The sequence below is a fragment of the Neglectibacter sp. CSJ-5 genome, from assembly GCF_032490475.1.
In the GTDB taxonomy this organism is placed as follows: domain Bacteria; phylum Bacillota; class Clostridia; order Oscillospirales; family Acutalibacteraceae; genus Hominenteromicrobium; species Hominenteromicrobium mulieris.
The window spans coordinates 69,138-91,654 of record NZ_JAVYJC010000003.1 but is presented as its reverse complement, the minus strand read 5'-3'; the positions used below and the strand labels follow the sequence as shown (position 1 = coordinate 91,654).

Here is a 22,517-nt window from a genome sequence, read left to right as displayed (position 1 = left end):
CGGTGAAGTCGGCGGGAAAGGTTGATTTTTTAGCGGTCCGGTGGTATGATGATGAGTACCGGACCGCTTTATTTATAGAAGAAAGGGTGAGCGCATGAAAAGCTCCATTACGGTCATTTGCGGGCATTACGGCTGCGGAAAGACCAATCTCGTGCTGAATTTGGCAGCAGAGGCGGCGCAGCGCGGCAGACGCAGCGTTGTTGTCGATATGGACGTCGTGAACCCGTATTTCCGCTCGTCGGATTATTCCGCGCTGCTCAAAAAGCTCGGCGTGGAGCTCATCGCGCCGGTGTTCGCGAACACAACGCTCGATACCCCTGTGCTGCCGCCGGAGATCTTCTCCATCTTTAATATGGAGAACGCCGATATTTTTATCGATGCGGGCGGTGACGACGTGGGCGCTACGGCGCTCGGGCAGCTGCATCGGCAGATCGAGACTGCCGGGTACGAGATGCTGTACGTTGTAAACCGGTATCGTGTGCTTTCCACAAAGCCGGAAGAAACGCTTCCGCTCCTTCGGGAGATCGAAACGGCATCGCACCTGAAAGCGACGGCAATCGTGAACAATTCAAACCTCGCTGTGCAGACCGATATGCAAACGGTGCTTGATGCTGTGCCGTTTGCGAAAAAAGCCGCAGAATTATGCCATCTGCCGCTTCTCTATTCCACCGTGCCGGATTTTGCGGTGGAAAACACGCTGCCCGAGGGATTTAAAGCGGTAAAGCGATATGTACGTTTCGTCTGGGAGGACGAAACCGAGTAGGATAAAGGAGGAAACCGAATGGCAAGGATCATTGTAGACGAAAAAGTATGTAAAGGCTGCTCCATGTGCATTCACGCGTGTCCGAAAAAGATCATCGCGCTCGCGAAGGATCGTTTGAACGCGAAGGGCTATCACCCCGCAGAGCTGACCGATGAGGCAGCGTGCGTGGGCTGTGCGGCATGCGCGACCATGTGCCCGGATTCGGCGATCACGGTGGAACGCTGAGAGAGGAGTTAAAAACTATGGCAGAAAAAGTTTTGATGAAAGGCAACGAAGCCCTGGCCGAAGCCGCTATTCAGGCGGGATGTCATCATTTCTTCGGCTATCCCATCACACCGCAAACAGAGCTTGCGGCTTATATGGCAAAGCGTATGCCGAAGATCGGCGGTACATATTTGCAGGCTGAATCGGAAATCGCGGCGGTCAATATGGTGCTGGGCGCGGCTGCGGCCGGCGTGCGCGCCATGACGTCTTCAAGCTCGCCCGGCATCAGCCTTAAAGGCGAAGGCATTTCCTATATGGCAGGCTCCGACCTGCCGGCGCTCATCATCAATGTGCAGCGCGGCGGCCCGGGCCTCGGCGGCATTCAGCCCTCACAGTCCGATTACTGGCAGGCGACGAAAGCCCTCGGCCACGGTGACTTCCAGATTCTCGTTTTCGCGCCGTCCACGGTGCAGGAAATGGTTGACCTCGTCTCCGACGCATTCGATAAAGCCGACGAATACCGCATGCCCGCGATGATCCTTGCAGACGGCATGCTGGGCCAGATGATGGAGCCGGTGGAGCTGCCGGAGCACAAAGACAGGAAGCTTCCCGAAAAGCCGTGGGCAGCCTGCGGCCATGAAAATAAAAGAGAGCACAACATCATCAACTCCCTTTACCTTACGCCGAACGCCCTTGAAGACCTTGTGCGTGCCCGCTACGAGCGCTATAAGATCGTCGAAGAAAAAGAGCAACGTGCGGAGGAATATCGCACGGAGGACGCAGATGTCATCGTCGTCGCTTACGGCGCATCGAGCCGTGTGGCGCGCAGCGCCGTGAATAAGGCGCGTGAAGCCGGCAAGAAGGTCGGTTTAATTCGTCCCATCACGCTGTGGCCGTTCCCGAAGGACGCAATCAAGCGTGCAGCCGACCATGCCAAAGAGCTGCTCGTTGTGGAGATGAGCATGGGCCAGATGGTAGACGATGTGCGTCTTGCGGCAGAGTGCCGCGTGCCGGTGCACTTCTACGGCCGCACCGGCGGTGTGATTCCTACCCCGAAGGAAATTCTGGGCGAGATCGATAAACTTTTGAAATAAGGCGAAAGGATAGAATCAAATGGCAGTTGTATTTAAAAAGCCGTCTACGCTAACAGACGCGCCGCTGCATTATTGCCCCGGCTGCACGCACGGCATCATTCACCGCCTTGTTGCGGAAGCGATAGAAGAGCTCGGCATTGACGGCAAAACGGTCGGCGTGGCCTCGGTCGGCTGCTCCGTTATGTGCTACGATTATTTCACCTGCGATATGGTGCAGGCGCCGCACGGCAGAGCCCAAGCGGTCGCAACGGGCATCAAGCGCGCAAAGCCGGAGGACGTTGTGTTCACCTATCAGGGCGACGGCGACCTTGCGGCCATCGGTACGGCGGAGACCGTCCACGCGGCAACGCGCGGCGAAAACATCACCGTTATCTTTGTAAACAATGCAATTTACGGCATGACAGGCGGCCAGATGGCGCCGACATCCCTGCCGAATCAGGTCACGCAGACCACCCCATACGGCCGTGATGTCAACACGGCAGGTTACCCGGTGCGCATCTGCGAAATGCTCTCCACACTGGACGGCGTGGCGCTTGCACAGCGCGTGACCGTCGATAACGTGAAGAATGTCAATATCGCAAAAAAGGCAATCAAAAAGGCGTTCCAGAACCAGATTGAGGGCAAAGGCTACTCCATTGTAGAGGTGCTTTCCACCTGCCCGACGAACTGGGGCATGTCGCCTGTTGAGGCGCTCGATTGGCTCGAAAAGAACATGGTTCCGTACTACCCGCTCGGCGTGTATAAAGACGGCACAAAGGGGGACAGGCTGAAATGAAAGACTTGAACATCGTTTTTGCCGGTTTCGGCGGTCAGGGCATTTTGTTCGCCGGTAAAGTTGTGGCGTATGCAGGCCTCATCGAGGGCAGGGAGCTCTCTTGGCTGCCGTCCTACGGCCCGGAGATGCGCGGCGGCACCGCGAATTGCAGCATTTGTCTCTCCGATGAACCCATCGGCTCGCCGCTTGTGACGAACCCGAATGTGCTCATCGCCATGAACCGCCCGTCACTCGATAAGTTCGTGAACGAGGTCGAGCCCGGCGGCACGATCTTACTCGACAGCAGCCTCATCGACGAGCGTGTAGAGCGCGACGATGTGACCGTTTTCTATGTCCCGGCATCAAAACTGGCGGAGGAAAACGGACTGAAAGGCCTTGCGAACATCATCTTGGTCGGTAAGCTGCGCAAGGAGCTTGCGTTCTGCACGGAAGAAACGCTCGATAAAGCGCTGCAAAAGTGCATTCCCGCAAGAAAAGCGGATATGCTCGGTTTCAATAGAAAAGCCTTGGAGATCGGCAAAGCGCAGTAAAATTGAATTTATATAAAAAGAACGGCGCAGGCTTAAAATCTGCGCCGTTCCTTTAAATTGAGAGCCAAGGAGGCGGTCTTTATGAAAATTCTGGCGTTTACGGGCGCGGGCATCAGCAAGCAGAGCAACATTCCGACGTTTATGGAGCGACCCGACGTGCGCGAAAAGCTGTTCCGCACGTTCGCGGAGCATCACCACAAGGAGTATAACGAGGTCATTCGCGAATTGAAAGCGAATATGAACGGCGCGGAGCCGAACGACGCGCATTTTGCACTGGCGGAATACAAGGTGCCGGTCATCACGATGAACATTGACGGGCTGCATAAAAAAGCGGGCAGCGACGCACTGGAGCTGCACGGCGGCCTGCCGGAGGACGACGAAACGGACAAGGCGTGGGCGCTTTATAATAAGCCCGTGCTGTACGGTGACCCCGCGCCGAACTATGTGAAAGCATACGAAATGGTGGCTGAATTAAAGCCCGGCGACGTGTTTCTTGTCATCGGCTGTTCGTACCACACCGCCATCGCGTGCGACCTGCGGGACGTAGCAAAGCACGCCGGTGCAAAGGTCATTGAGATTCAGGAAGACGCCGCGCATAATGTACGGAAAGTGTTGGAAGAATGGACAAGAAAGAACTGAACAGAGATAGAAAAAGCGCGTAGGCTGTGAAACCTGCGCGCTGCTTTTATCGGTCGAAATAAACGGTTCAAATTTGTGCCGTGCGCTTCTCTGCCTGTCGTTTTTGAATCGCCTTGGCGGCAAAGTAGGTGAGGAGGGCGGCGAGGGTGCCGAGGAGGATGCCGGCGAGGACATCGGTAGGGTAGTGGACAAAAAGAAAAATGCGGGAGAACGCGATGAGCACTGCCGGAATGTACGCGAGCCAGCCGACTTTTTTGTGGCGGAGCGTCAAAATAAGCGCTGCGGCAAAGCTTGACGATGTGTGGCCCGAGGGGAACGAATAGGACGTGGGGCGCGCGATGAGCATCGGAAAATCCGTGAACACGTTGCACGGGCGTAGGCGGCAGATGATGTTTTTCAGCGTCAGCTCGCCGAAAAGCAGCGTGACCGTCATGGCGATAAGCACCAAACCACCGGTGCGGCGCGTTTTTTTAAAGCAGAGCAAAACGAGCGAAAGGACGATCCACCCAATGCCCGCTTCGCCGAGCGATGTGATGATGGGGAAGACCGTATCGGTCACGGTGTTATGAAAGTGCGTCTGTATAAAGGCCATGACGGCGGCGTCAAGCGACGGGATGCCGGGAAAACTCATCTTAGTAAACCTCCAATGCTTTGATTGAGTTATAGTATACTGCAATTTTTCAAAAAATGCCAGTGGATTTCTATGAAAGAATTCTTTCAAAATTCTAAACGGACGCGCCTGCGCATAGAATTACCGGAAAAGGGGGCAGGAAAATGTCAAAACCCATAGCGGAAGCAAAATTCTATGCCATGACGGCGGAGGCGGCTGTGAAAACCCTTCAAAGCGACGCGGGGCGCGGACTGAGCGGATCCGAAGCGAAAAAGCGGCTCGGCGTTTACGGTGAGAATCGGCTGCAAAAGGGGAAGAAAACGAGCTTCGCAAAGAAATTTATGCTGCAGTTCGGCGATTTTATGGTGCTTATTCTGCTCATCGCGTCGGCAGTGTCGTTTGCCGTCTCGTGCATGCAGGGGGAAGCGAATCTGGCCGACCCGCTGCTGATTTTGGGCATCGTCATTGCGAACGCGTTCGTCGGCACGGTGCAGGAGGCGAAGGCAGAACGGGCGTTGGAAGCGCTGCGCACGCTTTCTGCGCCGCACGCCGATGTGCTGCGGGACGGCAAACGCGCGGTCATTTCCGCCGAAGCACTCGTGCCGGGGGACGTCGTATATATCCGCGCAGGGGACGTAGTGCCTGCCGACCTGCGGCTTTTGGAGAGCGTGCATTTGCAGGCCGAGGAAAGCGCGCTGACGGGGGAATCCGTGCCGAGCGGCAAGAGTGCGAATGCGGTATGTGATGAAACATGCGGCGCGGCGGAGCGCAAAAACATGCTGTTTTCCGGCACGGGCATCTCTGCCGGGCAGGGCGTGGGCATTGTGACCGCGACGGGCATGCAAACCGAAATGGGTCGCATTGCGGCGATGCTCGGCGACGAAGAAACACCCGACACGCCGTTAAAGCTGCGGCTGCGGCGCACGGGCAAGCTCATCGGGCTTTTGGTGCTTGGGATATGTGCGGTGATTTTTTTGATCGGGCTTATCCAAAAGGCAGAACCGCTTGAAATGTTCATGATCTCCATCAGCCTTGCGGTGGCGGCGATACCCGAGGGCCTGCCTGCCGTGGTGACGATCGTCTTGGCACTCGGCGTGCGGCGCATGGCGGCAAAGCGAGCCATCATTCGGCATTTGCCTGCCGTGGAGACGCTTGGCAGCTGCGAGGTCATTTGCTCCGACAAAACCGGCACGCTGACGCAGAACAAAATGACGGTAGTGCGCTGCGCGGGTGCGGCGGGCGAGCTGAACGGACAGGATAGAGACGCTTTGTTATCTGCGGCGGCGCTGTGCACGAGCGTGGAGGGCAGCGGCGAGAAGCTGCTCGGTGACCCGACCGAAACGGCGATTGTCGCGGCGGTATCGGGCTGGGAGAGTCTGCAAAAGCAGCGCGTGAAAGCAGCTGAGGTGCCGTTTACGGCAGAACGCCGCCGTATGACAGTCGTACTGCGAACGGAGAGCGGGTACAGGGTCATCACAAAGGGCGCGCCGGAGGCGATTTTACCGCGCTGCACGTATGTGCTTTTAAACGGGAAGAACGTTACGTTAACACCCGAGATGCGGGCGGCACTGAGCGCAAAAAACCGCGACACGGCAAACGACGCGCTGCGTGTTCTGGCGGCAGCGGAAAAGCGCACGGAAGCTTGCCCCGAGACGGACGATGCGGCGGAAAGCGGGTTGTGCTTTTTGGGACTTATCGGGCTGGAGGATCCCCCGCGCCCGGAAGCGGCGGAGGCGGTTTCCGAGTGCAAGCGTGCGGGCATTCGCCCGGTGATGATCACCGGCGACCAACCTGCGACGGCCTCAGCCATTGCCGGACGGCTCGGCATTGAAAATAAAACTGTGATGACGGGTACGGAGCTGGAAAGCCTTTCGGACGACGCGCTTTTGCAGACGGTGCAGACGTGTTCCGTGTACGCGCGGGTCTCTCCGGCGCACAAAATGCGCATTATCAAGGCGTTTCGCAGGCTGAAGCTCGTCACGGCGATGACGGGCGACGGTGTGAACGACGCGCCTGCCCTGAAAGCGGCGGACATCGGCTGCGCGATGGGCAAAAACGGCACGGAGGTCGCGAAAAACGCCGCCGACATGGTATTGACGGACGACAACTTCGCGACGATTGTTTCCGCCGTGCGGGAGGGGCGGACGGTGTACGGCAACATCCGCAAGACCATCCATTTTTTGATGTCGTGCAACATCGGCGAGATCTTGGTGGTGCTTGTGTCGTTTTTGCTGCGCACGCCGACGCCGCTTTTGCCGGCGCAATTATTATGGGTGAACCTTGTGACGGACTCTTTGCCTGCGCTGGCACTGGGCAGTGACCCGCCGCAGGGCGACGTGATGCGCCGCCCGCCTACCGCGCGGGACAGCAGTGCGTTTTCAAACGGGCTCGGCTTTGCGATGGCGGCGGAGGGTATGATGATCGGCGCGCTGGCGCTTTTGGCGTTCACGGTGGGACGCGTGTTTTTTGACGCCGATCCCATGCAGCCCGCCGTGGGGCGCACGATGGCGTTTGCGGTCCTAAGCCTTTCGCAGCTCGTGCACAGCTATAATATGCGCAGTACGGGGCCGGTTTTGGGACGCGGTATGTTCAAAAACCGGGGTCTGAACGTATCGTTTTTGATTTGCTCGGCATTGATGGCGGGCGTGGTCGTGTTTCCGCAAGCGGCGGCGCTGTTCGGCTCCGTACCGCTGACCGTGACACAGTGGGGCATCGTGGCAATCCTTGCTTTGCTGCCTCTGCCGATCTGCGAAATGCAGAAAAGGATACTTTCTCGCACGGCAAAAGTGAAAAATATGACTTCCGGTGTGAAAAAGCGAGTCATTTTCAACAAATAGCCTGTTACTTTTTTAATTTTTAGCCGTCATATTGACTTCCTTTTCTTTTTTCAGCTATAATAAGGAAAAATAGCCCACACTGGTGTGCAGGCCATGGGGTCTGCGAAAACGAAAGGGGTCGATATAGATGAGAAAAACCAAGATCGTATGTACGCTGGGTCCTTCTACCGATGACGAGGCTGTGCTGCGCGAGCTGATTTTGAGCGGCATGAACGTGGCGCGCCTGAATATGTCGCACGGCACGCATGAGGAGCACAAGCGCCGCGCCGATATGGTGAAAAAGCTGCGAAAAGAGCTTGACGTGCCGGTCGCCATTCTGCTCGACACGAAGGGCCCGGAGATCCGCACGGGGCAGTTTGCCGAAAAGGTGATGCTGACCCACGGGCAGAAGTACACACTGACGACGAACGAGCGCCCCGGCGACGCGGAAGGCTGCTCTATCACGTTTAAGGACCTGCCGAAGGACGTACACCGCGGCTCGCATATCCTCATCGACGACGGCCTCATTGAAATGGTCGTGGAAAAAGTGACAGACACGGACATTGAGTGCCGCCTTTTGAATGACGGCCCCATCACGTCTTATAAGGGCATCAATGTGCCGGGCGTGACGCTTTCCATGCCGTATATCAGCGAAAAAGACCGCGCAGATCTTGAATTCTGCGTGAAGGAAGATTTTGAGTTTATCGCCGCCTCGTTCACGCGCTCGGCAGAGGATATTGTGATGATCCGCAACGAGCTTGAAAAGAACAACTGCCGCGACATCCGCATCATCGCGAAGATTGAGAACACGGACGGCGTGGAGAATATCGACGACATCATCCGCGTTTCGGACGGCATTATGGTGGCGCGCGGCGACCTTGGCGTCGAGATCCCGATGGAGGAGATCCCGGTGCTGCAAAAGCAGCTCATTCACAAGGCGTATGTCGCCGGCAAGCAGGTCATTACGGCGACGCAGATGCTCGACTCCATGATCAAAAATCCGCGCCCGACGCGTGCGGAGGCGACCGACGTGGCGAACGCAATCTACGACGGCACGAGCGCTATTATGCTGAGCGGCGAGACGGCCGCAGGCGCGTACCCGGTGGAGGCCGTGCGCACGATGGTTCGCATTGCGGAGCGCACCGAAAACGACATCGACTACGTGCGCCAGCTGGAGCAGTGGGATGTGCCGGTGCAAAAGGACGTGACCTCTGCCATTTCGCACGCAACGTGCACGACGGCGCACGACCTCGGTGCGGTGGCCATCATGACCGTATCGAAAACAGGCTTTACGGCGCGCATGATTTCGAAATTCCGCCCGGCGTGCCCAATCATCAGCGGCACGACCGACCGCAAGGTACTGAACCAGATGGGCCTTTCCTGGGGCGTAATCCCCGTGATGCTGGAGGAAAAGACCAGCACCGACGAGCTGTTTGAGCACATTGTTGCAGTTGCGGAGGAGCACGGACTTGTGCAGGCGGGCGACATTGCCGTTATCACGGCGGGCATCCCGCTGGGCATTTCCGGCACGACGAACATGCTGAAGGTACACCTTGTGGGCGACGTGCTCGTCTCCGGCACCGTTGTGAACGTACTGAGTACCTGCGGCCCGCTGTGCGTGTGCAAAACGGAGGAGGAAGCGCTGCAGAAGTTCCGCAGGGGCGACATTCTGGTGCTGCCGAAGACCACAAACGCAACGATGCCGCTGATCCGTCAGGCTTCGGGTATTGTGACGGAAATGGACGGCGTGAACTCTCACGCAGCCATCGCCGCCATGGCGCTGGATAAACCGGCCATCGTCGGCGCGGCGCACGCGACCGACCTGCTGCGCTCCGGCACAACCGTGAAGCTGGACGGCGTTAGAGGTGCGATCTTCAGCGTCAGTGCACCGAGCACGGAAAAGTAAAACGAATAGCAACGCCGCACCTTCGCAGGAAAACGTGGGTGCGGCGCTTTAAATAGGCGGTCTTTTGACCGCCTATCAGGAAACCCATGCAACCGGGTTTCCTGCGGAGCGAACGTCCACCGGAAGTTCGCTCCTACCTTCCTAGTTTTAGGTTAGGCAAATGGGTTTCGCGCTCTGCGGAGCGCGCCTCAGGGCTTTGCCCCGAGACCCCACCAACTTTTTGAAAAAAGTTGGATCAAAAACTTTATTCGTCGCTTCGCTGTGCGTTATTTCACCGCTTTTATAATCAAACAATCGTTACCGTTTTCCAACGTGACGGTGAAGCCGACTTTTTTCAGCAGTTCGGCTTCGTGCTCTTTTGTGAGCGGGATGTCGAAGTGGACGAATGCGTCGTCGGGAATGTTTTCTTCGCGGCGCTTGCGGCTCCACGTTTCGCGCAGCAGGTTTTCTTCTTCGTCACAGCAGGCGAAGTAATCGCCGTTTACAAACATGCCGCCCGGTTTCAGGCAGGCGTAAATCTTCCGAAAAAGACTGCTTTTTTGCTCCGGCAGAAAGTGGTGCAGCGATTCAAACGAGATGACAGCGTCGAACGCACCGGGGAACGGCACGGCAAAGTAGCTGCCGCACAGCAGCGTGAGGTCTTTATCCCCATGCTTTTTCATGAGGGCGTCGAGCATATCGGGCGAAAGGTCAATGCCGGTGACGGATATATCCGCGCGCAAATTGTAGAGCGCGTCGAGCTCCAATCCTGTGCCGCAGCCGAGGTCTAAAATGCGCTTGGCGCTTTGCGGCACGGCGCGTGCGAACTGCTTGTAGTCTTCGCCCCAGAATTTTGTCATGCGTGCTTCGTATTCCGGCAGGCGCTTGCGGAAAAACGCGCCCATTTCTTCAAGCGGGGCGCTTTCGAGCTCGCGGAGCCAATTTTTTAAGTCTTCCAAATATTTTTCTTTGTTTTGTGCATTGATGACCATGTTTTTTCTCCAAATTCTTTAAATGAGAACACTGCGTTATTTTGCGCAGAATTTGCGAATGGCGCCGCGCAGCAGCTGCCGCAGCTCATCTTCCTCCGCAATAAGTGAACCCGCGTACAGCGCTTCGGCGATGCCGAACGTATAAAATCGCACGTCGCGATAAACGGCTTCGGCTTCCTTTACCGTGAGCCCGTACTGCACCGCCGTGCAGTCGATGGCCTCGCGGTTCCACGGGCTTGAGATGATCTGCGGTACGGTGCGGCTGCCGTATTCGTTCGATAAAAACAGGACGCCGAACAGATTGCGCCTGTCGCGGGCGAGCAGAATGTGCGCAAGGCTGATCGTGAACAGGTAGTCCGATTTATCGAGATACTGCGCGACGAAGGATTGATACGTGCCGTCTAAATATTCGATGACGGCGCGGCGGAATGTTTCCATGCTGCCGAAGTTGCGGAAAACGGGCTGCACGGAGCAATTGAGTTTAGCGGCGACGCTGCGGACATTGAGTGCATCTGCGCCTTTTTCCAGTGTGATGGCGGCGCCTGCCTCAAGCAGCATTTCCGCCGTGATGTGCGGTGTTCTTGCCATAGTTTCCTCCCGGGTGCGGTTCAGCTGATGAGGATAAAATATCGAATGTTATTTAATTTGTCAAGCGCAAATTTGAAATAAAACGGAATTCTTTTGAAATGGGGATATATTGCAAAGTTTTGCGGCGCATGATACAATGAATTGAAGAAAATCACCGGGAGGGTGTTCTATGAATTTTCGGGAAACGTTAAAATCGATCGGGATCATCCCCGTTATTCAGATCAACGATGCGAAAAAAGCAGTGCCGCTGGCGCTGGCGCTGAAAAAAGGCGGGCTGCCCGCGGCGGAGGTGACGTTCCGCACAGACGCGGCGGAGGAAGCCATTCGCCGTATTAAGATAGAGGTGCCGGACGTGTGCGTGTGCGCCGGTACGGTTTTGAACGTAAAGACCGCAGAGCGCGCCGTGAAGGCGGGCGCTTCCGCGATTATCAGTCCGGGCACGAACCCGGAGGTGGTGCGCTGGTGCATTGCGCACCGTGTGCCGGTCATCCCCGGCTGCGCGACACCGACGGAGGTGGAAGCCTGCATGCGCATGGGACTCGATTTTGTGAAGCTGTTCCCGGCGGAGGTTGTGGGCGGCGTGAAAATGCTGAAGGCCCTCGGCGGTCCTTACGGCAATATGAAATTCATGCCCACCGGCGGTATCAGCGCGCAGAACGCGGCGGAGTACCTTGCGCTGCCGAACGTGCTGTGCTGCGGCGGCAGCTGGATGGTGCCGGGGGGGCTCCTGGACGCCGGAGATTTTGACGCCATTGAGGCGCTGGCACGCGAAGCGGCGCAGATTGTAAAGAAATGATTTTGTAAAACGAAAAACAGGACAAAGCGCATCTGAAAACGCTTTGTCCTGTCTTCTTCATTTATGGGTGCGGTGTGGGCAAATCCCCAGCGTGTCGCGCCCGTATAAACTCCCCATTGTCCTTCATCCCTTTTGGATCGGACACTTTCGTCACTTTCTGACAAAAGGTATCTTATCACATTCGCTTCCGTTTGTAAAGCCCCTTTTTAAACATTTTGCAAAAAAGCAGCAGAAAAGTTTTTGTGAGATTTAGGAAATTTTAAAGGGCGTTGTCTGTACATTTCAAAAAGAGGCTCAATGTTTGAATTTCAAAGCCTGACGCGTCAGAGAGAAGATACCGGTCATGTATTCCTCGTGGATGTCCGCCTGCATACGGAAAACGGGCATGTGGTTTTCCGGGATGCTCTGCTTGCAGTAATCGATGATGTCTTTTTCGCGCACGTTCAAGGTGGCAGAGCCGGTGAGGAAGAGGATGTCCGGGTTCAAAAGTGCAATGGTGCACACGGCGGCGGTCTGCATCAGCGGCACGATATTCTCGCCGTGAATCATGCGCGAGACGGTCTCGACTTTTGTAGCGGTGGAGTTGATGAGCGGCAGACTGATGAGCTCGCCCGCATATTTTGTACTGCCGACGATGATGTGTCCGTCCACTACGGTGCCCGCACCGGCGCTGCGGTGGCTCGGCCAGTAGAGAACGGAAAGGGAGTACGGGTGGTCGCAGGGGTTGCGCACGTAAAAGCCGTAGGACGTGAAGTGCATGTCGTTTTCCGTGATGACCGTGATGCCGAGCTGTTCTTCGAGTACCTTTTTCGGGTTGAAGCCGTTTAATGCCGGGAACGCAATGGATTCAATGGCGCCTTCGCGGTCGGTGACGCCGGAAATGCCGATGCCGACTGCGCGGATGAGCGGATCTGCCTGCACCATCTGTGTGATGAACAACGTGAGGTCCTCCGGCAGAATGTCGTTGAGCGGGCAGAATTTTTCCTGCAAGCTGTTTCCCTTTAAATCGCACACGCGCAGGGCGATGCCGCTCCTTTCCACGTCGTTGTTATCGGTATACAGGCACAAAATGTGCGCGTAGTTTGGGTTGATGGAAAAGCGGCGCGCGGGACGGCCGCCGTTCGATGCGGCAAAGGCAAGCTCCAGCACCTGTCCGTCGTCGATCATCTCGCCGAGGAGCGCCGTACAGGCCGCAAGGCTTAACCTGCATTGCTCGGCAAGCTCTTTTTTTGTGGCGAAATCCGTGTGGTACAGCGCGCTGCGCAGAGCGGCGAGGTTATTCTGTTTTAAAGCGGCAGCGCCGCCGTATTCTGTCATAATCGATTTCCTTCATTTCTGTTTCGGGCCGAGCCCGCATATTTTCAATACGAGCCTATATTAGCATATAAAATGCATGATGGCAATGGATTTACGTTTCGATAAAAAATAAGTTTCCGGGAATTCATGGATTTTTCATAGACAATGCGCGAAAACTGTGCTATACTCTAAATTACTAATGTAACGGAGTGATCATAACTTGGAGCAGAAAGCTTTTGAACTGATACAGGAAAAATTGCAGGCAGCGTTAAATGAGCAGGGCTTTGGCGAAGCTGTGGCGCTGGAGACCGACAACGGCCGCGGCGTGATGTTTACGACGGGCGAAGTGGCCTACGGCCTTTTCTATGAGACGAAGCAGCGGCGCTTTGTGCTGCGCAGCGCGACGATGAAAACCCCGAAGGAGCCGGGCGACTGGCGTCAGCTTTCCATGTGGCTGTTCGATGAAGGTGAAAACACCATGCAGGACGCGGAGAGCATCGCGAACGACTTTCTTGAGCTCGTGCAGGGCTCTAAGCGCCGCGAGCTCGTGCAGACCGCGAAGAAGCGCCGCAAGAAGGACGAAGAGAACAACGCGGATCCGCAGTTCTTTCTCAACCGCTTGGTGCCGGTGTTCCCGGAGCTGCGCGACGAAATGAACGAGGAACGCATCGTGTACGGTCAGGTGCGCACGGCACTGTTTGCTGCTGAGAAGGTTGCGCCGAAGTGCGAGAATCTTGCGAAGAACTATAAGGACAGCGAGCCCATGAAGCGCATGTGCACCATTTTCTGCGACATGTACGCCGCGGGTGATATGGACACCCGTGCAGTCATTCAGTTCGGCGTTCTGAATAATATTAAGGACGAGGCGGCTATCCGGAATATCATTGCGAACTTTACGGACGGCTGCGACTTGCAGAAGGTGTATAAGCACTCCAGAAAACTTATCGGCAAGAACATCAAGCCCGAAAAGGTAAAGAAGAAGGGCAAAAAGGTGGAGGCACGCCTGAGCAACTGAAAAACCGCATAAAATCTCAAAATAGCTCTTGACAGCGGCGTATATCCTATGCTATTATAGGTATACCTCAAGTTGGGGGCTATTTTTTTGCGCCCAAATTTTGAGGGAGGCTGGGAGAACATCCCAAATTTTTTCCGTAAAACGGGAGGTGCCGTCATGAGAGTAAAGGTCGTTTTAGCTTGCACTGAATGCAAACAGCGCAACTACAACACAAAGAAGAACAAGAAGAATGATCCCGACAGACTTGAGATGAACAAGTACTGCAGATTCTGCAAGAAGCACACGCTCCACAGAGAGACGAAGTAAAGCGAGGAACGAAGTTATGGCCGAAAAAGCAAAAAAAGAAAACGGCTTTGTTCGCTTTACGAAGAAAGCGGGAAAGTTTTTCCGCGACTGCAAGGGCGAGATCAAAAAGATCGTTTGGCCTACGCCGAAGAACGTTTTCAAAAATGTGGGTGTCGTTCTTGCGACGATCATCCTGCTTGGTCTCTTCATTTTCCTGCTGGATACCGTCTTCATGAATTTGCTGGGTCTCGTCATGCAAGTGGCGAAATAAGCAGCGCGAATGATCGCGCGTTTATTTGAGAAGCGGAGGAATCGAAATGTCGGACGAAGCAAAATGGTATGTGGTTCATACCTATTCCGGGTATGAGAACAAGGTTGCGTCAAATCTGGAGAAGACGGTGGAAAACCACTCTTTACAGAATTTGATTTTTGAGATTCGCGTACCCACCGAAAAGGTCACAGAAGTTGCCGCAAACGGCAAGACCAAGGAAGTGGAACGCAAGATTTTTCCGGGTTACGTCATTGTAAAGATGATCCTCACGGATGAATCGTGGTACGCGGTTCGCAATATCCGCGGCTGCACGGGCTTCGTCGGCCCGTCTTCCAAGCCGATTCCGCTCACAGATGAAGAAGTGGAGCGACTCGGCGTGGAGACGAGGAATGTCGAAGTCTCCTACAATGTCGGTGACAGCGTCCAGATTACCGACGGCCCGCTTGAGGGCTTTATCGGAACAGTGGAAGAGATTGATGTGGACAAGAACCACATTCGCGTCACGGTTTCGATGTTCGGACGTGAAACCCCGGTTGACCTGGAACTTGACCAGGCGGAACCGGTGGAATAACACACGGTAAATTGCGGTAATCCGCTTTTTATTGAGGGGGATACGTCCCCCTGTGGGAGGAACGCCTGAATTTTCACGGACGTTCCGCCATCAACCACGAATTTTGGAGGTGCAAACAAATGGCTCAGAAGGTTACGGGCTTTATTAAGCTCCAGATACCTGCCGGTAAAGCTACCCCGGCACCACCGGTTGGTCCGGCTCTCGGTCAGCACGGTGTTAACATCATGGCATTTACAAAGGAATTTAACGAGCGCACCAAGGGCGACGCTGGTCTTATCATCCCGGTCGTCATCACAGTATACGCAGACCGTTCCTTTACCTTTGTAACAAAGACGCCGCCTGCAGCAGTTCTTATTAAGAAGGCTTGCGGCATCGAAACAGCTTCGGGCACACCGAACAAGACAAAGGTCGCAAAGATTACCCGCGAGCAGGTAAAGAAGATCGCCGAGCAGAAAATGCCTGATCTCAACGCTGCATCCATCGAGAGTGCTATGAGCATGATCGCCGGTACTGCACGCAGCATGGGCATCGAAGTAGTCGATTGATTTGATTTTACCCGGGTGGGAGGAAACTCTCTGAGAATCCGATATCTACCACTTTAGGAGGAACATGAATGAAACACGGTAAAAAGTATGTCGATGGCGCAAAGCTCATCGAGCGCAGCCGCCTTTATGATACGCAGGAAGCGCTTGACCTCTGTGTCAAGACTGGTACAGCAAAGTTCGACGAAACCGTTGAAGTCCACGTAAAGCTGGGCGTTGACGGCCGTCATGCAGACCAGCAGGTCCGCGGTGCTATCGTCCTGCCGCACGGCACGGGCAAGACCGTCCGCGTGCTCGCAATCTGCAAGCCGGAGAAAGAAGACGAGGCTCGTGCAGCCGGTGCTGAATTCGTCGGCGGCAATGATATGATCCAGAAGATCCAGTCCGAAGGCTGGATGGATTTTGACGTCCTCATCACGACCCCGGATATGATGGGTATGGTTGGCCGTCTCGGTAAGATCCTTGGCCCGCGCGGCCTCATGCCGAACCCGAAGGCCGGCACCGTTGCTCCGGACATTGCACGTGCAATCACCGAAGCGAAGGCCGGTAAGATCGAGTATCGTCTCGACAAGACCAACATCATCCACTGCCCGATCGGCAAGATTTCCTTCGGCACAGAGAAGCTGACGGAAAACTTCAACACGCTGCTGGAAGCCATCAACAAGGCAAAGCCGGCTGCTGCAAAGGGTCAGTACATCCGTTCCTGCGTTGTTGCTGCAACGATGGGCCCGGGCGTGAAGATCAACCCGAACAAGGTTGGCTAAGATTCGTCTGAATCTTAAATTTAAGGCTTGACAGAGTTCTTCTGCCATGCTATAATTACAAAGCTGTTTACCTAAGACAGCAGGTGCACCGGTTTTCCGGGCTGAAAGGTTTTGCCGCCTGCCGAGGGAGCGGAAAAGTTACTTTGTACTTTTTATGCCTTCCTGCGGTAAGTGGGAAGGCATTTTTAGTTTTCGCACCGAGGAAAATCGTTCATTTTGGCGCTTTTCCAAATCATAACTGAAAGGCGAGGTGAATATTTTGCCCAGTAAAAGCGTTTTGGAAACAAAGCAGGCAATTGTTGCTCAGCTGAAGGATAAGGTCGCTAACAGCGTATCCGGTGTTGTCGTAGACTACAAGGGTATCACTGCAGAGGCCGACACAAAGCTCCGTAAGGAACTGCGTGAAGCCGGCGTTGAGTACACTGTCGTTAAGAATACTCTTCTCAAGCGTGCTATCGAAGGCACCGAGATCGAGGGTATGTCCGAGGTTCTCGAAGGCACAACCGCTCTGGCTGTTTCCCACGAGGATCAGATCGCTCCGGCAAGAATCCTGAACAAGTTTGCAAAGGATTCCGACGGTAAGTTCGTGATTAAGTCCGGCTACATGGACGGTAAGGTCATGTCTCCGGCAGAGATCGCTGCAATCGCAGATCTCCCGAGCAAGGAAGGTCTTGTTCAGATGCTGCTTAGCGTTCTCGTATCCGGCCCGCGTGGTCTTGCTATTGCACTTAGTGAAGTTGCAAAGGCTCAGGAAACTGCATAAGTTTGCAGGATAATTTTCAATTCAAAATTTTAGGAGGATATTACAATGGCTGATATCGCAAAGTTTGTTGAAGAAATCAAGTCCATGACCGTTCTCGAGCTCAACGAGCTGGTCAAGGCTATCGAAGAGGAGTTCGGCGTTTCCGCTGCTGCTCCGGTTATGGTCGCTGGCGCTGGCGCTGCTGCTCCGGCTGCTGAAGAGAAGACCGAGTTCGACGTTGTTCTGAAGTCTGCTGGCGCAAACAAGATCAACGTTATCAAGGTTGTTAAGGAAGCTACCGGCCTGGGCCTGAAGGAAGCTAAGGCTATGGTTGACGAGGCTCCGAAGACCATTAAGGAAGGCGTTTCCAAGGACGACGCTGAGGCTCTTAAGACGAAGCTCACCGAGGCCGGCGCTGAGGTCGAACTGAAGTAATTTACTTCACCTTATAATTGCCTAATTCAAGATCCGCAAATGCAGTTCGCTGTGTTTGCGGGTCTTTTTTTATTTTCGGTTATATGGTTTTCTGAAATATAATTTGGCATCTTTGTTCACAAAATAGTCATTGCTTTTTTGTTTTTATCGGTTTATAATATGTTCATTCCTTAACAGTTCAAAAATGAACAATTTAGTTTTAAACTGTTTCCGGGAATGGACATCGTTAAGAACTTTTGGCGATGTTCAGCAGTAAGCAACAGGAGGTGCGAGGAATGAAGCGAGACGAGCAAGCGTGTACGGCCGTGCCGTTTCACGACGGGCTTGCGGAGCACTTAACGCAGATCGCGCGCATCATCAATACGGAGCTGCGCAAGGTGCTGGCGGATGAAGACCTTTCCGCGGTGGAATCCGGTGTGATCATGTGCCTTTCCACAACAAAGGTCGATACGGCCGGGCGCATTGCGCGGCGCATGGGTGTTTCGCGCTCATTGATGAGTAAGGCGGTAGATCACCTTGTGCGCGGCGGATGGATTGAAACAAAACCTGACCAAAACGACCGTCGCATGGTACATTTGGTTTTGTTGCCGAAGGCCGAGCCGGCTGTTAAGCGGTGCAGAGAGCTGAAGCATGAATATTATGAAAAAATGTGCGCCGGTATCAGCCCGGAAGACATGCAGGTCTTCCACCGCGTCATAGAGCAAATGCGGCGAAACCTTGAAAACTTTACCGAGACAGGCAGATACCCGGAGATGAGAAAGGAGAAAACCGAATGAAATTGCTGAAAACGTACCTAAAGCCGTTTGCGGCGCTGGTGCTGGCGTGCATTTTGCTGCTTTTCGGGCAGGCGATGTGTGACTTGACATTACCGAACCTGATGAGCGACATTGTGAACACCGGCATTCAGCTTGGCGGCGTGGATGAGGCTGCACCTGCGGTTTTGAACCAACAGGCCGTTGACTTATTTACGCTGTTTATGAACGACGCGGAGGCGGGGACGTTCAAAAACGCCTACACGCCCGTGGAGCACGGCAGCGATGAAGAGACGAAGCTTGCGAAAACCTACGAGAATATCAAGGACATTGATGCGGTCGCTTTAAGCGAAGATGCAGACGTGCAGGCGGTAGGCGATGCCTACGGTAAAGCGGCGTATGCGTTCATGACATTTCTGAAGGATTACGGCGCGCAGACCGGCCGGGCGGTGGACACCGAAAGCGGCGTGCAGGACATGGATATGCGTCAGCTTTATGCTGTTATCCCCATGTTACAGCAGATGCCGAAAGAGACGTTCAGCGAAGCGATCGATTCAGCCGAAAGCGCGCAGTCGATGATTGGCTCGCAGGTGGGCGCGACGTTTACAAAGCTGTTCTATAAGGAACTCGGCGTCGATTTGGACGCGAAGCAGATGCACTACATTGTGATGAAGGGTCTCGAGATGCTCGGCATTGCGCTGCTCGGCGTGCTGGCGGCGGTGCTCGTCGGCTTCTTCGCGTCGCGCATTTCGTCCGGCGTGGCAAAGCAGATGCGCAGCGATGTGTTCCGCAAGGTGGAAAGCTTCTCCAACACGGAGTTCGATAAATTTTCCACCGCCTCGCTCATCACGCGCACGACGAACGACGTGACGCAGGTGCAGATGCTTATTTCCATAGGTCTGCGTTTGATGTGCTACGCGCCGATCATGGGCGTGGGCGGCATTATTTTCGCGCTGCAAAAAAGCGTTTCGTTAAGCTGGATCATCGCGCTCGCGGTCATCGTTTTACTGGGGCTTGTCGTCGTACTTTTAAACGTTGCAATGCCGAAATTCAAGAGCTTGCAGCGTTTGACGGACAGATTAAACCTCGTCAGCCGCGAGAATTTGAGCGGCATGCTCGTGGTACGCGCGTTTACGAATGAGAAATTCGAGGAGGCGCGCTTTGATAAGGCGAATGAAGACCTCACCCGCACAAACCGCTTTACCCAGCGCGTGATGAGCATTACAATGCCGATCATGATGCTCATCATGAATCTTGTCACGCTGCTCATTATGTGGGTGGGTGGGCACGCCATTGCGGAATCCACCATGCAGGTAGGCGACATGATGGCGTATATCCAGTACACAATGCAGATCATCATGTCGTTCCTGATGATTGCGATGATCTTCATTATGGTGCCGCGCGCCATGGTTTCCGCAGACCGTGTGCAGGAGGTGCTGACGACGGAGCTTTCCATTAAAGAGCCGGAAAACCCGGTTACACTCGGTAATGAAAGCGGTGAGCTGCGTTTTGACGACGTTTCCTTCCGCTATGGCAACGCCGAGGAAGATACCTTGAGCCACATTTCGTTTACCGCAAAGCCCGGCCAAACGACGGCGTTTATCGGCGCGACGGGTGCGGGAAAATCGACGCTCATCAACCTCATCCCGCGTTTTTACGACGTCACCGGCGGCGCAGTTTACCTGAACGGCAAGGATATCCGCACGCTTTCGCAAAAGGAACTGCGCGATAACATCGGCTACGTGCCGCAGAAGGCCGTGCTGTTCTCCGGCACAATCGATTCCAACATCAAGTACGGCAAGGAAGATGCCGATGTGAACGAGGTGCTGGCAGCGCTCGACTGCGCACAGGCGACGGAATTTGTCAGCGAATTGCCGAACGGCGTGGAAAGCTCCATCGCGCAGGGCGGCAGCAACGTTTCCGGCGGCCAGAAGCAGCGCCTTGCCATTGCCCGTGCGCTCGTGAAAAAAGCGCCGGTGTATATTTTCGATGATAGCTTCTCCGCGCTCGATTTCAAAACGGATGCAAAGCTGCGCCGTGCGCTGACGAAATACACGGAAAATGCTGTCGTGCTCATCGTCGCGCAGCGCGTTTCCACCATCATGAACGCCGAGCAGATCATAGTGCTGGATGAAGGCAAAATCGTCGGCAAGGGCACGCACAAAGAGCTTTTGAAAACGTGCCCGGAATACCGCGAGATTGCGGAAAGTCAGCTTTCAAAGGAGGAATTGGCATGAGCGAACCGAAAAGAAACGCACCGCGTCCGCACGGGCCCGGCAGAGGTATGATGCCCACCGAAAAAGCCAAGGACTTCAAAGGCAGCTTTAAAAAGCTTATTTCGTATCTTTCCCCGTTTAAATTCAAAATTCTCATTGTTGTCATTTTCGCGGCGCTTTCCACCGTGTTCACGATCGTCGGCCCGAAGATCCTTGCAAAAGCGACCGATGAGCTGACGGCCGGCTTGATGCGCATCATCACCGGCGCTGCGGAGGGCATTGACTTTGGCTATATCGCGAAAGTTTTACTGTTCCTTGTAGGGTTATATGCGTTGAGCGCGCTGTTCTCCTACATTCAGGGATTTACGATGTCCGGCGTTTCGGCGAAGGTCTCGTACAACATGCGCCGCGCCATTATGGAGAAGATTGACCGCCTGCCCGTCTCGTATTTTCACAAAACGAGTCAGGGTGACGTGCTTTCCCGCATCACGAACGATGTTGATACGCTCAGCCAGAGTCTTAACCAGAGTATCACGCAGCTTATCACGTCTGTGTGCTCCATCATCGGCGTGCTTATTATGATGCTTTCCATCAGCTGGCAGTTGACGCTTGTCGCACTGTGCATTGTCCCGATTTCGTTGCTGCTTGTCGGACGCATCGTGAAATCCTCGCAGAAATATTTCGTCGGCCAGCAGGAATACCTCGGCGCGGTGAACGGCCACGTGGAAGAAATGTACGGCGGGCACGTCGTCGTGAAGGCGTTTAACGGCGAAGCGCGCTCCATGGAGAAATTCGAGTGCGAAAACGAAAAGCTCTATAACGCGGGCTGGAAGTCGGAGTTCCTCTCCGGCCTGATGCAGCCGATCATGGGCTTTGTGGGCAATCTCGGCTACGTTGTGGTGTGCATTTTGGGCGCATCTATGGCGGCAGGCGGTAGCATGACTATCGGCGGCATTCAGGCGTTCATCCAGTATCTGCGCAGTTTCACGCAGCCCATCACCCAGATGGCAAGCATCTCAAGTCAGGTGCAGCGCACCATGGCGGCGGCAGAGCGCATTTTCAATTTCCTTGATGAGCCCGAGATCGTCGAAAAAACACCGAAATACACCGTGGAAAACAGCAATATCCGCGGCGACATTCGCTTTGACCACGTTTGCTTCGGTTACGAAGACACCGACGAGACTGTCATCCACGATTTCTCCGCCGATGTGAAAGCGGGCCAGAAGATTGCTATTGTCGGCCCGACGGGTGCAGGCAAAACGACCATGGTAAAGCTTCTCATGCGCTTCCACGACCTTAAATCCGGCAGGATCTACCTTGACGGCAAGGACATCACGGAGTTTGCCCGTGGCGACCTCAGAAAAGAATTCGGTATGGTTCTGCAGGACACGTGGCTTTACAGCGGCACCATCATGGAAAACATCCGCTACGGCCGCTTGGACGCGACGGACGAGGAGGTCATCAAGGCGGCAAAAGCGGCGCAGGTTGACCACTTCGTGCGCACGTTGCCGGACGGCTACAACACGATCCTCAATGAAGAAGCGACGAATGTCTCGCAGGGACAAAAGCAGCTGCTCACCATCGCCCGTGCGATTTTGTCTGACAGCCGCATCATGATCCTTGACGAAGCGACAAGCTCCGTCGATACGCGCACCGAGCTTTCCATCCAGACTGCGATGGATAACCTGATGCGCGGCCGTACAAGCTTTATCATCGCGCACCGCCTCTCGACGATTCGCAACGCTGACCTCATCCTCTGCATGAAGGACGGCGACATCGTGGAACAGGGCACGCATGAAGAATTGCTCGCAAAAAACGGCTTCTATGCAAACCTCTACAACAGCCAGTTCGAGCACGCAGAGGAAAGCGCGTAAAACGCCTGTAAAACAAAACGAAGCTGTCTTCTCTGACAAAGAGAGGGCAGCTTTTTTGGTGG

At 54.7% G+C, this 22,517-nt stretch carries 24 protein-coding genes and 1 other annotated feature; of the genes, 20 read left to right on the top strand and 4 right to left on the bottom strand.

The features are described from left to right. Nucleotides 1-94 precede the first annotated feature (94 nt). The 6 genes from R2K26_RS07200 (at nucleotide 95) to R2K26_RS07175 (ending at nucleotide 4,005) form a co-directional block, all read left to right on the top strand. A complete protein-coding gene (locus tag R2K26_RS07200) occupies nucleotides 95-763 on the top strand; it encodes a hypothetical protein (RefSeq protein ID WP_316519397.1) in 669 nt (222 codons plus the stop codon). Nucleotides 764-781: 18 nt separating this feature from the next. Next, nucleotides 782-988, top strand: coding sequence for a ferredoxin family protein (locus R2K26_RS07195; protein WP_176820002.1), 207 nt, complete (start codon nucleotides 782-784; stop codon nucleotides 986-988). A gap of 17 nt (nucleotides 989-1,005) precedes the next feature. Further along, a complete protein-coding gene (locus R2K26_RS07190; protein ID WP_308448923.1) occupies nucleotides 1,006-2,061 on the top strand; it encodes a 3-methyl-2-oxobutanoate dehydrogenase subunit VorB in 1,056 nt (351 codons plus the stop codon). 19 nt (nucleotides 2,062-2,080) lie between these two features. Further along, nucleotides 2,081-2,836: a thiamine pyrophosphate-dependent enzyme gene (locus R2K26_RS07185; RefSeq protein ID WP_176820004.1), complete on the top strand. Its 756-nt coding sequence runs from the start codon at nucleotides 2,081-2,083 to the stop codon at nucleotides 2,834-2,836. Next, nucleotides 2,833-3,366 carry a 2-oxoacid:acceptor oxidoreductase family protein gene (locus tag R2K26_RS07180; RefSeq protein WP_176820005.1) on the top strand — a complete coding sequence of 178 codons (534 nt, stop codon included), beginning with the start codon at nucleotides 2,833-2,835 and terminating at the stop codon, nucleotides 3,364-3,366. Before R2K26_RS07185 ends, R2K26_RS07180 begins: the two co-directional genes overlap by 4 nt. A gap of 81 nt (nucleotides 3,367-3,447) precedes the next feature. Further along, nucleotides 3,448-4,005 carry a Sir2 family NAD-dependent protein deacetylase gene (locus R2K26_RS07175; protein WP_316519396.1) on the top strand — a complete coding sequence of 186 codons (558 nt, stop codon included), beginning with the start codon at nucleotides 3,448-3,450 and terminating at the stop codon, nucleotides 4,003-4,005. A 67-nt stretch (nucleotides 4,006-4,072) separates the two neighbouring features. Here the strand turns inward: R2K26_RS07175 and R2K26_RS07170 are convergent, their stop codons facing one another. Then, nucleotides 4,073-4,636, bottom strand: a complete 564-nt coding sequence (locus tag R2K26_RS07170) for a phosphatase PAP2 family protein (RefSeq protein ID WP_176820361.1) — start codon at nucleotides 4,634-4,636, stop codon at nucleotides 4,073-4,075. Nucleotides 4,637-4,779: 143 nt separating this feature from the next. Here R2K26_RS07170 and R2K26_RS07165 point away from each other — a divergent pair, with 143 nt between their 5' ends. Together R2K26_RS07165 and pyk are read left to right on the top strand one after the other, a co-directional pair. Next, a complete protein-coding gene (locus R2K26_RS07165; RefSeq protein ID WP_316519395.1) occupies nucleotides 4,780-7,452 on the top strand; it encodes a calcium-translocating P-type ATPase, PMCA-type in 2,673 nt (890 codons plus the stop codon). 127 nt (nucleotides 7,453-7,579) lie between these two features. Continuing rightward, nucleotides 7,580-9,337, top strand: coding sequence for a pyruvate kinase (pyk, locus tag R2K26_RS07160; protein WP_316519394.1), 1,758 nt, complete (start codon nucleotides 7,580-7,582; stop codon nucleotides 9,335-9,337). A 266-nt stretch (nucleotides 9,338-9,603) separates the two neighbouring features. On the opposite strand, the gene R2K26_RS07155 is transcribed toward pyk, so the two are convergent. Together R2K26_RS07155 and R2K26_RS07150 are read right to left on the bottom strand one after the other, a co-directional pair. Further along, the gene (locus tag R2K26_RS07155; RefSeq protein WP_316519393.1) at nucleotides 9,604-10,308 is read right to left on the bottom strand and encodes a class I SAM-dependent methyltransferase; all 705 of its coding nucleotides are present in this window, start codon (nucleotides 10,306-10,308) and stop codon (nucleotides 9,604-9,606) included. A gap of 36 nt (nucleotides 10,309-10,344) precedes the next feature. Then, nucleotides 10,345-10,896 (bottom strand): TetR/AcrR family transcriptional regulator, encoded by a 552-nt coding sequence (locus R2K26_RS07150; RefSeq protein ID WP_316519392.1) that lies wholly within the window; start codon nucleotides 10,894-10,896, stop codon nucleotides 10,345-10,347. Between the two features lie 169 nt (nucleotides 10,897-11,065). Here R2K26_RS07150 and R2K26_RS07145 point away from each other — a divergent pair, with 169 nt between their 5' ends. After that, nucleotides 11,066-11,692: a bifunctional 4-hydroxy-2-oxoglutarate aldolase/2-dehydro-3-deoxy-phosphogluconate aldolase gene (locus tag R2K26_RS07145; RefSeq protein ID WP_316519391.1), complete on the top strand. Its 627-nt coding sequence runs from the start codon at nucleotides 11,066-11,068 to the stop codon at nucleotides 11,690-11,692. 294 nt (nucleotides 11,693-11,986) lie between these two features. Here R2K26_RS07145 and R2K26_RS07140 read toward each other — a convergent pair whose 3' ends face one another. After that, on the bottom strand, nucleotides 11,987-13,009 hold the full coding sequence (locus R2K26_RS07140) for an ROK family protein (RefSeq protein ID WP_316519390.1): 1,023 nt from the start codon (nucleotides 13,007-13,009) through the stop codon (nucleotides 11,987-11,989). A gap of 199 nt (nucleotides 13,010-13,208) precedes the next feature. Here R2K26_RS07140 and R2K26_RS07135 point away from each other — a divergent pair, with 199 nt between their 5' ends. The 11 genes from R2K26_RS07135 to R2K26_RS07085 all read left to right on the top strand — a co-directional run bounded on the left by R2K26_RS07135 (nucleotide 13,209) and on the right by R2K26_RS07085 (nucleotide 22,455). Beyond that, nucleotides 13,209-14,003, top strand: a complete 795-nt coding sequence (locus R2K26_RS07135; protein ID WP_176820367.1) for a hypothetical protein — start codon at nucleotides 13,209-13,211, stop codon at nucleotides 14,001-14,003. 156 nt (nucleotides 14,004-14,159) lie between these two features. Beyond that, nucleotides 14,160-14,309: a 50S ribosomal protein L33 gene (rpmG, locus tag R2K26_RS07130; RefSeq protein ID WP_176820368.1), complete on the top strand. Its 150-nt coding sequence runs from the start codon at nucleotides 14,160-14,162 to the stop codon at nucleotides 14,307-14,309. A gap of 16 nt (nucleotides 14,310-14,325) precedes the next feature. Beyond that, nucleotides 14,326-14,559 (top strand): preprotein translocase subunit SecE, encoded by a 234-nt coding sequence (gene secE, locus R2K26_RS07125; protein ID WP_176820369.1) that lies wholly within the window; start codon nucleotides 14,326-14,328, stop codon nucleotides 14,557-14,559. Nucleotides 14,560-14,605: 46 nt separating this feature from the next. Next, nucleotides 14,606-15,130, top strand: a complete 525-nt coding sequence (gene nusG, locus R2K26_RS07120; RefSeq protein ID WP_316519389.1) for a transcription termination/antitermination protein NusG — start codon at nucleotides 14,606-14,608, stop codon at nucleotides 15,128-15,130. Between the two features lie 119 nt (nucleotides 15,131-15,249). Then, nucleotides 15,250-15,675, top strand: coding sequence for a 50S ribosomal protein L11 (rplK, locus tag R2K26_RS07115; protein ID WP_176820371.1), 426 nt, complete (start codon nucleotides 15,250-15,252; stop codon nucleotides 15,673-15,675). 68 nt (nucleotides 15,676-15,743) lie between these two features. After that, nucleotides 15,744-16,436, top strand: coding sequence for a 50S ribosomal protein L1 (gene rplA, locus R2K26_RS07110; RefSeq protein WP_176820372.1), 693 nt, complete (start codon nucleotides 15,744-15,746; stop codon nucleotides 16,434-16,436). 52 nt (nucleotides 16,437-16,488) lie between these two features. Beyond that, nucleotides 16,489-16,633, top strand: a sequence feature (ribosomal protein L10 leader region). 62 nt (nucleotides 16,634-16,695) lie between these two features. Further along, complete coding sequence (rplJ, locus tag R2K26_RS07105; protein WP_176820373.1) at nucleotides 16,696-17,199, top strand: 50S ribosomal protein L10; 504 nt, start codon at nucleotides 16,696-16,698, stop codon at nucleotides 17,197-17,199. A 45-nt stretch (nucleotides 17,200-17,244) separates the two neighbouring features. Continuing rightward, a complete protein-coding gene (rplL, locus tag R2K26_RS07100; protein WP_176820374.1) occupies nucleotides 17,245-17,613 on the top strand; it encodes a 50S ribosomal protein L7/L12 in 369 nt (122 codons plus the stop codon). 275 nt (nucleotides 17,614-17,888) lie between these two features. Further along, the gene (locus R2K26_RS07095) at nucleotides 17,889-18,389 is read left to right on the top strand and encodes a MarR family transcriptional regulator (RefSeq protein WP_316519388.1); all 501 of its coding nucleotides are present in this window, start codon (nucleotides 17,889-17,891) and stop codon (nucleotides 18,387-18,389) included. Continuing rightward, complete coding sequence (locus R2K26_RS07090; RefSeq protein ID WP_316519387.1) at nucleotides 18,386-20,602, top strand: ABC transporter ATP-binding protein; 2,217 nt, start codon at nucleotides 18,386-18,388, stop codon at nucleotides 20,600-20,602. Before R2K26_RS07095 ends, R2K26_RS07090 begins: the two co-directional genes overlap by 4 nt. Beyond that, the gene (locus R2K26_RS07085; protein WP_316519386.1) at nucleotides 20,599-22,455 is read left to right on the top strand and encodes an ABC transporter ATP-binding protein; all 1,857 of its coding nucleotides are present in this window, start codon (nucleotides 20,599-20,601) and stop codon (nucleotides 22,453-22,455) included. The genes R2K26_RS07090 and R2K26_RS07085 overlap by 4 nt, the downstream gene beginning before the upstream one ends. Nucleotides 22,456-22,517: the final 62 nt, after the last annotated feature.

Excerpts from the sequence above, each read along its gene's own strand:
- secE (WP_176820369.1), top strand. The coding sequence starts at position 14,326 with ATGGCCGAAAAAGCAAAAAAAGAAAACGGCTTTGTTCGCTTTACGAAG.
- nusG (WP_316519389.1), top strand. The coding sequence starts at position 14,606 with ATGTCGGACGAAGCAAAATGGTATGTGGTTCATACCTATTCCGGGTAT.
- R2K26_RS07170 (WP_176820361.1), bottom strand. The coding sequence starts at position 4,636 with ATGAGTTTTCCCGGCATCCCGTCGCTTGACGCCGCCGTCATGGCCTTT.
- rpmG (WP_176820368.1), top strand. The coding sequence starts at position 14,160 with ATGAGAGTAAAGGTCGTTTTAGCTTGCACTGAATGCAAACAGCGCAAC.
- R2K26_RS07175 (WP_316519396.1), top strand. The coding sequence starts at position 3,448 with ATGAAAATTCTGGCGTTTACGGGCGCGGGCATCAGCAAGCAGAGCAAC.
- R2K26_RS07165 (WP_316519395.1), top strand. The coding sequence starts at position 4,780 with ATGTCAAAACCCATAGCGGAAGCAAAATTCTATGCCATGACGGCGGAG.
- R2K26_RS07190 (WP_308448923.1), top strand. The coding sequence starts at position 1,006 with ATGGCAGAAAAAGTTTTGATGAAAGGCAACGAAGCCCTGGCCGAAGCC.
- R2K26_RS07095 (WP_316519388.1), top strand. The coding sequence starts at position 17,889 with ATGAAGCGAGACGAGCAAGCGTGTACGGCCGTGCCGTTTCACGACGGG.
- R2K26_RS07200 (WP_316519397.1), top strand. The coding sequence starts at position 95 with ATGAAAAGCTCCATTACGGTCATTTGCGGGCATTACGGCTGCGGAAAG.
- R2K26_RS07185 (WP_176820004.1), top strand. The coding sequence starts at position 2,081 with ATGGCAGTTGTATTTAAAAAGCCGTCTACGCTAACAGACGCGCCGCTG.
- R2K26_RS07145 (WP_316519391.1), top strand. The coding sequence starts at position 11,066 with ATGAATTTTCGGGAAACGTTAAAATCGATCGGGATCATCCCCGTTATT.
- pyk (WP_316519394.1), top strand. The coding sequence starts at position 7,580 with ATGAGAAAAACCAAGATCGTATGTACGCTGGGTCCTTCTACCGATGAC.
- rplL (WP_176820374.1), top strand. The coding sequence starts at position 17,245 with ATGGCTGATATCGCAAAGTTTGTTGAAGAAATCAAGTCCATGACCGTT.
- R2K26_RS07180 (WP_176820005.1), top strand. The coding sequence starts at position 2,833 with ATGAAAGACTTGAACATCGTTTTTGCCGGTTTCGGCGGTCAGGGCATT.
- R2K26_RS07150 (WP_316519392.1), bottom strand. The coding sequence starts at position 10,896 with ATGGCAAGAACACCGCACATCACGGCGGAAATGCTGCTTGAGGCAGGC.
- rplA (WP_176820372.1), top strand. The coding sequence starts at position 15,744 with ATGAAACACGGTAAAAAGTATGTCGATGGCGCAAAGCTCATCGAGCGC.
- rplK (WP_176820371.1), top strand. The coding sequence starts at position 15,250 with ATGGCTCAGAAGGTTACGGGCTTTATTAAGCTCCAGATACCTGCCGGT.
- R2K26_RS07090 (WP_316519387.1), top strand. The coding sequence starts at position 18,386 with ATGAAATTGCTGAAAACGTACCTAAAGCCGTTTGCGGCGCTGGTGCTG.
- R2K26_RS07195 (WP_176820002.1), top strand. The coding sequence starts at position 782 with ATGGCAAGGATCATTGTAGACGAAAAAGTATGTAAAGGCTGCTCCATG.
- R2K26_RS07155 (WP_316519393.1), bottom strand. The coding sequence starts at position 10,308 with ATGGTCATCAATGCACAAAACAAAGAAAAATATTTGGAAGACTTAAAA.
- R2K26_RS07085 (WP_316519386.1), top strand. The coding sequence starts at position 20,599 with ATGAGCGAACCGAAAAGAAACGCACCGCGTCCGCACGGGCCCGGCAGA.
- R2K26_RS07140 (WP_316519390.1), bottom strand. The coding sequence starts at position 13,009 with ATGACAGAATACGGCGGCGCTGCCGCTTTAAAACAGAATAACCTCGCC.